At 70.2% G+C, this 11,682-nt stretch carries 14 protein-coding genes, 1 tRNA gene and 1 pseudogene; 13 read left to right on the top strand and 3 right to left on the bottom strand.

Translation table 11 applies throughout. From position 1 onward, the window contains the following. Window positions 1–201: 201 nt before the first annotated feature. Window positions 202–558 (top strand): hypothetical protein, encoded by a 357-nt coding sequence (locus tag ABZX90_RS31315; RefSeq protein WP_355210389.1) that lies wholly within the window; start codon window positions 202–204, stop codon window positions 556–558. Between the two features lie 297 nt (window positions 559–855). On the opposite strand, the pseudogene ABZX90_RS31310 reads toward ABZX90_RS31315, so the two are convergent. Next, a pseudogene (locus ABZX90_RS31310) lies at window positions 856–1,920 on the bottom strand (helicase HerA-like domain-containing protein); the annotation flags it as partial. 123 nt (window positions 1,921–2,043) lie between these two features. Between ABZX90_RS31310 and ABZX90_RS31305 the strand changes: the two are divergent. Next, the gene (locus tag ABZX90_RS31305; RefSeq protein ID WP_003999914.1) at window positions 2,044–2,340 is read left to right on the top strand and encodes a type II toxin-antitoxin system VapB family antitoxin; all 297 of its coding nucleotides are present in this window, start codon (window positions 2,044–2,046) and stop codon (window positions 2,338–2,340) included. Window positions 2,341–2,454: 114 nt separating this feature from the next. Beyond that, window positions 2,455–3,090 carry a LytR C-terminal domain-containing protein gene (locus tag ABZX90_RS31300; RefSeq protein WP_351132252.1) on the top strand — a complete coding sequence of 212 codons (636 nt, stop codon included), beginning with the start codon at window positions 2,455–2,457 and terminating at the stop codon, window positions 3,088–3,090. 63 nt (window positions 3,091–3,153) lie between these two features. On the opposite strand, the gene upp is transcribed toward ABZX90_RS31300, so the two are convergent. Next, window positions 3,154–3,789, bottom strand: a complete 636-nt coding sequence (gene upp / locus ABZX90_RS31295; RefSeq protein ID WP_351132133.1) for a uracil phosphoribosyltransferase — start codon at window positions 3,787–3,789, stop codon at window positions 3,154–3,156. Between the two features lie 138 nt (window positions 3,790–3,927). Between upp and ABZX90_RS31290 the strand changes: the two genes are divergently transcribed. From ABZX90_RS31290 to ABZX90_RS31250, 9 genes are all read left to right on the top strand, one after another. Next, window positions 3,928–4,110: a hypothetical protein gene (locus ABZX90_RS31290; protein ID WP_355210386.1), complete on the top strand. Its 183-nt coding sequence runs from the start codon at window positions 3,928–3,930 to the stop codon at window positions 4,108–4,110. Window positions 4,111–4,672: 562 nt separating this feature from the next. Continuing rightward, window positions 4,673–5,212: a hypothetical protein gene (locus ABZX90_RS31285; RefSeq protein WP_351132254.1), complete on the top strand. Its 540-nt coding sequence runs from the start codon at window positions 4,673–4,675 to the stop codon at window positions 5,210–5,212. 299 nt (window positions 5,213–5,511) lie between these two features. Next, window positions 5,512–5,943, top strand: a complete 432-nt coding sequence (tadA, locus tag ABZX90_RS31280) for a tRNA adenosine(34) deaminase TadA (protein WP_351132256.1) — start codon at window positions 5,512–5,514, stop codon at window positions 5,941–5,943. 133 nt (window positions 5,944–6,076) lie between these two features. Next, window positions 6,077–6,161, top strand: a tRNA-Ser gene (locus ABZX90_RS31275). Window positions 6,162–6,679: 518 nt separating this feature from the next. After that, on the top strand, window positions 6,680–6,859 hold the full coding sequence (locus ABZX90_RS31270) for a hypothetical protein (protein ID WP_351132135.1): 180 nt from the start codon (window positions 6,680–6,682) through the stop codon (window positions 6,857–6,859). Between the two features lie 109 nt (window positions 6,860–6,968). Beyond that, complete coding sequence (locus ABZX90_RS31265; protein WP_351132137.1) at window positions 6,969–7,262, top strand: Dabb family protein; 294 nt, start codon at window positions 6,969–6,971, stop codon at window positions 7,260–7,262. Window positions 7,263–7,472: 210 nt separating this feature from the next. Beyond that, the gene (locus ABZX90_RS31260) at window positions 7,473–8,504 is read left to right on the top strand and encodes an RNA polymerase sigma factor SigF (RefSeq protein ID WP_355210405.1); all 1,032 of its coding nucleotides are present in this window, start codon (window positions 7,473–7,475) and stop codon (window positions 8,502–8,504) included. Window positions 8,505–8,748: 244 nt separating this feature from the next. Next, entirely contained in the window at window positions 8,749–9,645 is an 897-nt protein-coding gene (locus tag ABZX90_RS31255) for an RNA polymerase sigma factor SigF (RefSeq protein ID WP_351132141.1), read from the top strand. Between the two features lie 572 nt (window positions 9,646–10,217). Beyond that, window positions 10,218–10,508 carry a hypothetical protein gene (locus ABZX90_RS31250; protein WP_355210381.1) on the top strand — a complete coding sequence of 97 codons (291 nt, stop codon included), beginning with the start codon at window positions 10,218–10,220 and terminating at the stop codon, window positions 10,506–10,508. A gap of 34 nt (window positions 10,509–10,542) precedes the next feature. Here the strand turns inward: ABZX90_RS31250 and ABZX90_RS31245 are convergent, their stop codons facing one another. After that, window positions 10,543–10,740, bottom strand: coding sequence for a hypothetical protein (locus ABZX90_RS31245; RefSeq protein WP_037615166.1), 198 nt, complete (start codon window positions 10,738–10,740; stop codon window positions 10,543–10,545). A 419-nt stretch (window positions 10,741–11,159) separates the two neighbouring features. Between ABZX90_RS31245 and ABZX90_RS31240 the strand changes: the two genes are divergently transcribed. Then, complete coding sequence (locus tag ABZX90_RS31240) at window positions 11,160–11,666, top strand: MarR family transcriptional regulator (RefSeq protein ID WP_351132145.1); 507 nt, start codon at window positions 11,160–11,162, stop codon at window positions 11,664–11,666. The last annotated feature ends 16 nt before the right edge of the window (window positions 11,667–11,682 follow it).

Below are 11,682 nucleotides of genomic sequence, written 5' to 3'. Positions count from 1 at the left end.
TCGCTTACGTTCGGATCGAGCAGCAGTTCGCACAGGTAGCCCACGTCTGATCCAGCGGCGACGGACGGGGATGTACCGGCACGGCCCCGACCCACCCACCGGACCCGCACCCACAAGCCCACAAGCCCCAGCCCTACGCCAACAGGGCGTATCTCCCCTCCGACACGGTGAGCCACCCGCCTTCGGTGGGACAAGACGCTCATGAGCTCCGCCCGGCACCACCCGCACCCTCGTCCGACGGGCGGCCCGTGGCTCCGGATCCTCGTGGTGCTCGTCGTCGCGCTGCTCGCGACAGGCCCGCACCCGGAAGGGTTCACCGCGCCGGCCGCCACCGCGGTCACCGGCTCCGCCGAGGGCGCCGCGGAGCACGACCTGCTCGACACGGCCCTGCGTCCACCGACGCGCCAGGGACACCGCCCCCTCGCCCCACCGCGTCCCGCCGCGGGAATCCCGGGGGACCAGCCTCACGTCGTACTAGCACCCAGGTCCGCCGCACCGGCGCCCTCGCCCGTCGCCCCCACCCTGCACACGCTCCGCTGCGTGGTCCTGCGCTGCTGACAGACCCGGCCTTCTCCGCCCCAACAGGCCACCGGTCACTCACCAGCGAACACAAGGACAGGACACACCCATGCCCAGCGACCCGTACGCGGTTCTCCGCGCCCTCCTGCGCGCCGAGGCCGCACGCGACAACTCCCCCGAACCGAACCCCCGCCCCGTGCCTCGCCCTGTGCCTCACCCCGGCCCGGACGAACGGCGACCGGGCACACCCCCGGAAACCTCACGCGGCTGACCGCGGACGACAAAGGGCGGCCGCCCCGGGTGGGGCGGCCGCCCTCCTCCTGAGCCCTGGTCTAGGTTGCCGAGCTGGGCCAGGACATCCGCGGGGACGTCCTTCGGCGTCTGTGTCACGAAGAAGACGCCGACTCCTTTCGAGCGAATGAGCCGGACGGTCTGCGTGATCGAGTCCAGGAAGGCCTTCGACGCGTCGCTGAAGAGCAGATGGGCCTCGTCGAAGAAGAAGACGAGCTTCGGCTTGTCGGCGTCGCCGACCTCGGGAAGGTCGTGGAAGAGATCGGCGAGCAGCCACATCAGGAACGTCGAGAAGAGCTGCGGTCTGTCCTGCACGGCGGGCAGTTCCAGGACCGACACCACACCCCGGCCGTCCGGCACGGTACGCGTCAGCTCGCTCGTGTCGAACTCCGGTTCCCCGAAGAAGGGGCTCATGCCCTGCGCCTCGAAGGCCGTCAGGGAGCGCAGGATGACGCCCGCCGTCGCGGTGGACAGCCCGCCGATCCCCTTCAGTTCCTGCTTGCCCTCGTCCGAGGTCAGAAAGGCGACGACCGCGCGCAGGTCCAAGAGGTCGACCAGCTCCAGGCCCTTCTGGTCGGCGTAGTGGAAGATCAGGCCGAGCGACTGCTCCTGGGTCCGGTTGAGCTGGAGCACCTTGGACAGCAGCACCGGTCCGAAGCTGTTGACCGTGGCCCGTACGGGAATGCCGAGGCCGCCGAGCGCGTAGAACTCGGCCGGGCAGCCGCCCGGTGTCCACTCCTGGTGGACCTCCCGGGCTCGCTCCTGGACCTTCGTTCCGGGCTCGCCCGGTGCCGAGATCCCGGAGACGTCACCCTTGATGTCGGCGAGGAAGACGGGGACACCCTGCGCCGACAGCTGCTCGGCGATGAGCTGGAGCGTCTTGGTCTTGCCGGTGCCGGTGGCGCCCGCGACCAGGCCGTGCCGGTTGAGCATCGGCAGCGGAATGCGGATCTGCGCGTCGGACAGGCACGTCCCGTCCCAGATCAGCGCGCCGAGATCGAGGGCGGGACCGGCGAAGGCGTACCCGGAGGCGATCTCCAGGGCTTCCCGCGGGAGCGCGGGAGCACCGACCACCCGCTCGGGAACGGTCCCGGCGGCAGCCGACGACATGGTCTCGCTGTCACTCAGGTCAGACCCCTGTTCCCGATTTGCAAGGATTTACGACATCTTTTCCAGCGTCGCACTCCGTCGCCATGGCTGCGCCCGGAAGGTCTTGACCGGTAGGCTTTCCGTGTGATCTTCAAGCGCATCGGAAACGGCCGGCCGTACCCCGACCACGGCCGGGAAAGCACCCGGCAGTGGGCGGACGTCGCGCCGCGCCCGGTCCGCCTCGATCAGCTCGTGACGACCAAGGGCCAACTGGACCTGGAGACCCTCCTCGCCGAGGACTCCACCTTCTACGGCGACCTCTTCGCGCACGTCGTCAAGTGGCAGGGCGACCTGTACCTGGAGGACGGCCTGCACCGCGCCGTCCGCGCCGCGCTCCAGCAGCGCCAGGTGCTGCACGCACGCGTCCTTGAACTGGACTAATGACCACGGCTTGACCCCAATGGGTTGAACTGAACGCCGGGCAATGATCATCTAGTAGGCATTGGCGTCTCGGCGCACTACGCTGCGCCCATGAGCATGCTTACTCCCCCTGGCATGGGTGGCCAGTACCGGATCACGGGGGACAAGTACCCGCGGATGCGCCGACCCCGTGGACGGCGCAGGCTCGCGTTCCTCGTCGTCGCCTCCGTCACCGGACTCGGGCTGATCGGATGGGGATCCCTGCAGCTCATCGACGTCTACACCGGCGGTGGCAAGGCCACGGCCGCGGGCGCCAAGTCCGACTGCGCGTCGAAGGTCACGCCCGCCGCGAAGGCCTCCGCGGCGGCCGCCCGGCTCGCGGCCGCCCTGCCCGAGCCCGGCCAGATCACCGTGAACGTCCTCAACGCGACGCCCCGCAGCGGGCTCGCCAAGGAGACGGCGGACGAGCTGAAGAAACGCGGCTTCAAGATCGGCGACGTGGGCAACGCGACGGCCGCGTACGACAAGAAGGTCGCGGGTGCCGGGATATTGCTCGGCGCCAAGGCCGCCGACCAGGCCGCGCTCACCGTCCTCAACACCCAGCTCTCCGGCGCCGAGCTGAAGACCGACGGCCGCGCGAAGGCCACGACGGTCGACCTCATCATCGGCACCGGTTTCAAGGCGCTGACGAAGAAGGAGGACGCCGTCAAGGCGCTGACCGTCCTGGCTCAGCCCCAGCCGACGCCCTCCACCTCGAAGAAGAGCTGCTGACTCCGGACTCGGTCCGGAGCGGTTCCGAAATCGCTCCGCACCAGGTCCGGAAGCGCTCCGGAGTTACTCGGCGGCCCCGTACATCCGGTCCCCGGCGTCGCCGAGACCCGGCACGATGTAGCCGTGCTCGTTCAGGCGCTCGTCGATCGAGGCCGTGACGACGGTGACCGGCGTGCCCGCCAGCTCGCGCTCCATGACCTCGACGCCCTCGGGCGCGGCGAGAAGGACCACGGCGGTGACGTCGTCGGCGCCGCGCTTGATCAGCTCCTGGATCGCGGCGACGAGCGTGCCGCCGGTGGCCAGCATCGGGTCGAGGACGTACACCTGACGGCCGGAGAGGTCGTCCGGCATCCGGGTGGCGTACGTGGAGGCCTGCAGCGTCTCCTCGTCGCGCACCATGCCCAGGAAGCCCACCTCGGCGGTCGGCAGCAGCCGGACCATTCCGTCGAGCATGCCGAGGCCCGCGCGCAGGATCGGCACGACGAGCGGGCGCGGGTAGGAGAGCTTGACGCCCGTGGTCGGGGAGACCGGCGTGACGATGTCGACCTGCTCCGTGCGTACGTCGCGGGTGGCCTCGTAGGCGAGCAGGGTGACCAGCTCGTCGGCGAGCCGCCGGAAGGTCGCGGAGTCGGTGCGCCGGTCGCGCAGGGTGGTGAGCTTATGGGCGACCAGAGGGTGGTCGACGACGTGGAGACGCATGTCCACAACAGTAGCCGGGCCACCGCCGCCCGCCACTGCCCCGCCCGGCAAGGCCCGCCGCCCGGCATCACCCGTCCGCTGGCATCAAACCGCCCATCAGAGGGAAGGTGGGAGGGACGGACCTGGGGTGGTGTGCCAATGCGGAACCCGGACGAGGAGTCCTCCGAGCGGCTGGAGAGCGACGCCGAACGCAGGAGGCGACGGGCCCAGTTCCTGCGCGACCTGACCGAGGCACGCGAGCTGCGCGACCGGGTCCAGCCCCGCCGGGCCAAGACCGCCCGGCTGCGCCACGCCATGCGTATGCGCACCTTCCGCTGGTAGTCCGCCCCCGTCTCGGCGGCCGTCCCGCGCACCGCGGGCCGCCGTCACGCCGACGCCGGACCGGTGGCCCGCCCGCACCGCCGGTCGCCACGCCCGTCGGTGACTCGCCGGCACGCGCATCGCCGCGGCCGACGCGCCCACCAGGAAAATCACCGGCACACCCACACGGCCGGTGCCGCCACGCCCATGGGAAATCGTCGGCACACGACACCTCCGTCGCCCCACGCCCACGAGGAGGTCGGCGGCACGCCCGCGTCGCCATCGGTGGCGTGCCGCGGGAAACCGGCTGCCCGGCCGCCGTGCGACAGGGCGCCGCACCCGCAACACAAAGGGCCGTGTGGTGGACGTGTCGGGCCAGGACGTGCTTACGCGGCGCGGGCAGCCGCGTACGATCCGCTGTTAGCGATCAAAAGAGGCAGACACAGCAGGCCGAAGACGTCCCCTGAACGCTCTGTTTCTGCCACGATTCCGAGTGGGCGGGGCTCGGAGCAGCACTCCCCGCCCACAGCCTCCGCCGGGGGGAACCCCAACCGGCACGCCTATGACCAGTGGGAGAGTCACGGTGTACTTCGCCGCACTGCTCGCGCGCACCGAAGACGGGTGGGAAGCGAGCGATACAGAGCTCGACGATGTGGAAACCCTGTCGGATCTGACCGACCTGGCCCGTGAAGTCTCGGACGAGGACACGGTGCTCGTACTCATCGAGCAGGAGGACGCCTGGTTCGGCGTCGTCCGCGTGGACGGCGAGGAGGATCCTCGTATCTACGTCTCGGACGCCGCCGCGGCTGCCCGCAGCTCGTACGGCGAGATCCTGCTCACGGACGAACTACTAGGACGGGAGCCGGGCGACGACGACGCCGACCTGGACTCCCTCGACCTGGACGGCACGGAGGACGGTGAGCCCGGGGACTCCGAGGACGACGACGAGGAGCAGGGGAGTGTGTCCGGCGACGCCGTGTCGCACAGCCCCGTCGGGGACCGCTACATCCTCGCGGACCTCGGAGTGAGCGAGAGGGAACTGCTGGCCCTGGACGAAGGCGACGCGCTCAACACGATCGCCGAGTCGCTGGGAGCGGCAGAGGTCCTGGAGACCGTCCGCTAGGCCCCGGAACGGTGGGGCCCAGCCCCCGCCGAACCGCGGGCCCAGCCCCCGTACCGGCGAGCCGGCCCTCGACCAGTGGGCCGGGTCTCCGCTTCCCGCTCCCGGGACGGCGGAACAGTCCCGGGACGACGCCGGCGCACTGGAGACAGTGGGCCGGCCCGCGTCCCGGAGACAGCTCACCCGCTGCCGGGGCGACGGCTCGCGCGGCGGGTCCCGGGTTCCGCTAGGTTCCCCTGGTGAGCACCCCCCACCCCGTCCCTCGGCCGCCCGATCCCGTACGTGATCGCTGGCGCGCCCCGATGCGGCTCGCTCTGGACGAGGCACGGCTGGCCGTTCAGGGCGGGGACGTTCCCGTCGGTGCCGTCGTGCTGTCCCCGGACGGTACGACCGTGCTCGCGGCCGGACACAACGAACGTGAGGCCACCGGCGACCCGACGGCGCACGCCGAGGTCCTCGCGCTGCGCAGGGCCGCCGCCAGACTCGGTGAGTGGCGGCTCTCCGGCTGCACGCTCGTCGTCACCCTGGAGCCCTGCACGATGTGCGCGGGCGCGCTCGTGCAGTCCCGTGTCGAGCGGGTGGTGTACGGCGCCCGCGACGAGAAGGCGGGCGCGACCGGCTCCGTCTGGGACGTCGTCCGCGACCGGCGGCTCAACCACCGGCCCGAGGTGATCGAGGGCGTCCTCGCCGAGGAGTCCGCCGCGCTGCTCACCGACTTCTTCCGCGACCGCTGACCCCGCACCGGACGAGCACCGGATCGGCGCCGGACCAGTGCCGGGGCGCCGTCGGCGCGCGTCCCGCGCGGAAGGTCCGGGGCCGCCGAAACGGATTTCAGACCATGGCCCACCTTGGGGTAGGGTCTCCCTCGGTAGCGTGTCCGAGCGGCCGAAGGAGCTCGCCTCGAAAGCGAGTGTGGCGCAAGTCACCGAGGGTTCAAATCCCTCCGCTACCGCTTCTGAAGGGCCCCGTCGAAAGACGGGGCCCTTCGTGCGTTCCGGGGCAGGGATTCCGTGAAGCCTTGGGTGCCGACGAGCCCTGGGTACGCAAAGGCCGCGAGTACGGAAGGACCCGGGGTCCATACCCGGGTACGGACCCCGGGTACGGAAGAGCCCCGGCGCCGCTCAGTCGCCGGGGCTCTTCCGTACCCGAGGGGTTCTCCGCTCCCACAGAGGACGGGGGAAGCGGCACGCCGGGGGGACGACCGCCTCCCCCGATGGGAAGGACCCTCAAGTCCACGCCGCCGTCTCGGGGGGAAGCCTGCGGCGAGGACCCCGCAGTGGGGTCCCTCCAGGCCCCGTGGACTCCTGACCAGTCCGCCGGGGCCCTTCCATCCTTGACCGCGGGAGCGCCGGTGCGGCCCGGCAAAAGGCCTCGACCAGCGGGCCGTTGGTCCTTAAAAGCGGCGTGAAGGTTACACTCACCGCCGGCAACTGGGGGCCCACCGGGCGCAGCACTCATAGGGAGGCCGCCATGGCGGTGAATTCGAAGAAGATCGCCATCTATGTGCTCGTGGTCTTCGTGCTCTACGTGATCATCACGGATCCGGCCAAGGCCGCCGATTACGTCCAGATAGGGTTCGAGGGCATATCGAGCGCCGCTCAGGCGATCGGCGACTTCATGAGCTGGATCGCCGACGGGGCCCAGAACTGACGCCCGGCGCCGACGCCCGCGCGGCAGGGATTCAGCGCGCCCGGCACCGAGCGGGAGTGGCCGCGCACGGCCGCGACCGAGCAAAGAACCGCACCACCAGGGAGTGTCCGTGATCCGCCATCTGGTCCTCTTCAAACTCAACGACGGTGTCCGGCGTGACGAGCCACGCGTCGTCGAAGGCGTCGCCGCCTTCCGCGCGCTCGGCGACCAGATCCCCGAGCTGCGGTTCTGGGAGTGCGACTGGAACATCACCGACCGGCCCGTCGCGTACGACTTCGCGATCAACTCCGCCGTCGACGACACCGACGCCCTCAAGCGTTACCTGGAGCACCCGGCACACCAGGCCGGTGTCGCGATCTGGCGGGAGTTCGCCACTTGGGTGATCGCCGACTACCCGTTCTGACCATTCTTGATCGCATTCGCTTCCGGAGCCCCTGACCGCAACCGGTCAGGGGTTTTTGGCGTCTTACGCCCCAACTCACCTCCAACTCACCTCCAACACGGCGTTATGCGGTGCTTGCACACAGTGCACATGTCTTGTGATGCTATGACCGCTTTTGACGGATGAGTTGACGGATACGTCGACGGATCGTTGACGAACAAAGAGGTGGCGTTGACCGTGTCGGCCAGTACTGCGCCGCCCCAGGAGGAAGCCCCGGCCAAGGCCCAGGCACCGGCCCTCACGCCTGCCCCGGCCCCCGCCCCGGCCCCGCCCTCACCCCCGGCACAGACCACGGCACCGACCGCCGCCCCGAGCGCCTCGACGAGCCCCGCGCCGCACACCGCACCGGACCGCACGCCGAGCCCGGCGCCCGCCACCACGCCGACCGCACCGACCGCACCGATCCAGGAGGTCGTCCAGGAGGTCGCTCCGGAGCGGCGCCGCGGTGCCGACACCCGGGCCCTCACACAGGTGCTCTTCGGCGAGCTCAAGGTGCTGCAGCCGGGCACTCCCGAGCACAACCGGGTCCGCGGCGCCCTCATCGAGGCGAACCTCCCGCTCGTCCGGTACGCGGCGGCCCGCTTCCGCTCCCGCAACGAGCCGATGGAGGACGTGGTCCAGGTCGGCACCATCGGCTTGATCAACGCCATCGACCGCTTCGACCCGGACCGTGGCGTGCAGTTCCCGACCTTCGCGATGCCGACGGTCGTCGGCGAGATCAAGCGGTACTTCCGTGACAACGTTCGCACCGTCCACGTGCCGCGCCGGCTGCACGAGCTGTGGGTGCAGGTGAACAGCGCGACCGAGGACCTGACGACCGCCTTCGGGCGCTCGCCCACCACCGCGGAGATCGCCGAACGGCTGCGCATCACCGAGGAGGAGGTGCTCTCCTGCATCGAGGCGGGACGGTCGTACCACGCGACCTCCCTCGAAGCGGCCCAGGAGGGTGACGGGCTGCCGGGACTGCTCGACCGGCTCGGTTACGAGGACCCCGCGCTCGACGGAGTCGAACACCGCGACCTCGTACGGCATTTGCTCGTACAACTGCCCGAACGCGAGCAGCGGATCCTGCTGCTCCGCTACTACAGCAACCTCACCCAGTCACAAATCAGCGCCGAACTGGGAGTCTCCCAGATGCATGTGTCAAGGCTCCTCGCCCGCAGCTTCGCGCGTCTTCGATCCGCAAACAGGATCGAGGCGTAACCGGAAAGAGCGAATCGCTCAAGGTTGCTTTTTCTGGCAGTTCAGCGCTGAAAGAGCGTCAGACCCCCCTTTTCCAGGGCTGATCCACCCTCTACATGTCGACAAGTCTCTACAGCGTGTTGCCGACATGTGACATTCTGCCGGAAGCGCGTTTGCCGCGGCCTCGCCTCCGGTATTCAGGTGGAGGCTGCGTTCCTCCGACGGGAGCGACTGCCGCGACCGTCCGCGACCCAAAGGGGGTGGCATGTCCGCAGACCAGGGCAGCTCGAAGGTGCTCACGCTCACGAAGAGCGACGCAGCGCCCGAGGCGCACGCCGCGCTTCACGATGTCCCTGCCGCCGAAGCCCCGGTAGCCGTTCGGGCTCCCGAGTCCTCCGGCGCCATCGACACCCGCACCCTGTCCCGCTCCCTCTTCCTGCGGCTCGCCGCACTCGCCGAGAACAGCCCGGAGCGTGCCTACGTCCGGGACACCCTCATCGAGCTCAACCTCCCGCTCGTCCGGTACGCGGCGGCCCGCTTCCGCTCCCGCAACGAGCCGATGGAAGACATCGTCCAGGTCGGCACCATCGGCCTGATCAAGGCGATCGACCGCTTCGACTGCGAACGCGGCGTCGAGTTCCCGACCTTCGCGATGCCGACGGTCGTCGGTGAGATCAAGCGGTTCTTCCGTGACACCTCCTGGTCGGTCCGCGTCCCGCGCCGCCTCCAGGAGCTGCGGCTCGCCCTCACCAAGGCCAGCGACGAGCTCTCGCAGAAGCTCGACCGTTCTCCGACGGTCGCCGAACTCGCCACCGTCCTCGGGGTGTCCGAGGAGGACGTGGTCGACGGCCTCGCCGTCGGCAACGCGTACACGGCGTCGTCGCTCGACTCGCCCGCCCCCGAGGACGACGGCGGCGAGGGCTCCCTCGCGGACCGCCTCGGCTATGAGGACACCGCACTGGAGGGCGTGGAGTACCGCGAGTCGCTCAAGCCGCTGCTCGCCAAGCTGCCGCCCCGCGAGCGCCGGATCATCATGCTCCGCTTCTTCGCGAACATGACCCAGTCGCAGATCGGCGAGGAGGTCGGCATCTCACAGATGCACGTCTCCCGTCTCCTCACCCGCACCCTGGCCCAGCTGCGGGAAGGCCTCATCTCCGACTGACCGCCCCACGCGGGGTTCATAATTGACGGATCGTCAGCCACACTGGCGCGATGCGTCACGAGTCGATACGTGGTCGCCGAGGTGCCCTGGTGGGTGCCTCGGCGGCTGTGCTGTGTCTGGGCGGAGCGCTGGCCGCGTGCGGGAGCGACGGGAGTGGCGGCGGGTATGTCGCCGTCGGGGCGGCGGGTGGCTCTCCACGGCCGTCGGGCGCGGTGGCGGCTCCTTCGGGCGAGGTGTCCCTGGTGCCGCTGCGCGGCGCGAAGGATACGGACGGCTCCAACGACCCCGGGGACAAGGGGAGTTCCGGTCCAGGGGCAGCGGCGTCGACCACCGATCCGGGCTCGCCCTCGGGCGACGGCACCGGTGACCCGGATGGCGCGGCGACCCGTGGCGGTGGCTCGGGGGGTACAGGGGCTGGCGCGGGCGGTCCGGGCGGCGTGGGGACCGGCGGCGGTGGCGGGTCCGCTTCATCTTCCGGCGGCGACTCGGGTCGTACGGGCGGGAGTTCGGGGCAGTCCTCCGCGCCGCCCGCGCCCGGGTCGACGGTCGGCACAGGGCCCGCCGTGCTCAGCGTGAGCGACACCTCGCGTGCGGCCGCCGATCGGCGGTGGTGCGAGAAGGTGACCGTCTCGTTCCGCAACACCGGTGGTACGGCGGTGCGTTCGGGCACGGTGACGTTCGGGACGCACATCATCGGGTCGCTCGGGATCGACTGGGCGACGATCGGGTCAACCGAGGCCCTCCCCGCGCCGATCGCCGCCGGCGCGAAGAAGAGCAGGACCTGGACGGTGTGCGTCGACGCGTGGCGGGTGCCGCTGGGCATGCACATCGAGACGCGGGACGTGTCCGGCCAGTGGAAGTAGGGCCTGCCCCGGAAGCAGGCGTGGCCCTACCCGGTCACATGAACGCGAGCCAGGCCACCGCGGCGACGACCGCGACGGCGAGGACGACGCCGACGATCAGGCCCACGCGGGGACCCGCCGGAGCGGCCGCCTGCTGCTGCCGGCCCTGGGGGGCCTCGTCGACGAACGCACGGAACATCTGGGTGCTGCCCGCGGGGTCGTAGTTGCCCTCGGGGCCCTGGGTGTTTGCCATAGGCCAGGACCCTAGCGAATACGCGGGGACCGCCCAAGTGCCGGGTTCCCCTTCAGACCGATCCCGACGGGTCTTCACATCGATCACGACGCACCTTCACGCCGATCGCGACGCACCTTCACACCGATCGCGACGCACCTTCAGCCGACCGCGACGCACCTTCACGCCGGCCATCACCGCCTCGACGCCGACCATCACCCGTAGCCCCGCACCCCCGGCCATCGGCCATCGGCCATCGGCAGCACAGCGAACGCGCGACCAGCCGCCACACCGACCCCCGCCTCCCATTCCCCACCTGCAAGTTTACGTTCGCCAATGCTTGCCTTTGCCAAGTTTTTAGCCCTCAAGCCCCCAACTCATTTGCCTGCGGCAACCAACTGCTTTTATGGTTGCCCCAAGCAACGAACAGGGGAGGTGCGATGGCCGAGCAGGCGCAGTACGAGGAACTGGCTCGTCAGCTCAGTGCCATCGGTGCCGTGAAGAGGGACATGGGACGGATCCTGCCGTCCGACTGCCCCGGAGGCTCCGCTGCCGTGCTCACGCTGCTCGGCCGGTACGGCGAGATGCGGATGAGCAGGCTCGCGGAGCTGCTCTCCGTGGACATGTCGGTGACCAGCCGCCATGTCGCGCATGTCGCCGACCGGGGCTGGATAGAGCGGTCCCCCGACCCGGCCGACAAGCGCTCACGCATCCTGCGCCTCACCGACGCCGGCCAGGAGCAGCTCGACGAGCTCTCCCTGCGCACGTCGCGGCTGCTCGCCGACCGGCTGAGCCACTGGTCCGACGACGAGGTCGGACTGCTCATCGAGCTGATGGGCCGGCTGCGCGAGAGCTTCGGCGACTGCCGCTCCCCGCAGCGGACGCCCGCGCACCCTCCCCCGTATGCGACAGACGTATCAGAACCGACCACCCGTACACCCGTGTAAGTACGTAAGAAAAGGA

This window comes from Streptomyces sp. NPDC002935 (genome assembly GCF_040611295.1).
Classification (GTDB): Bacteria; Actinomycetota; Actinomycetes; order Streptomycetales; family Streptomycetaceae; genus Streptomyces.
This window is presented reverse-complemented; position numbering and strand designations above follow the sequence as displayed.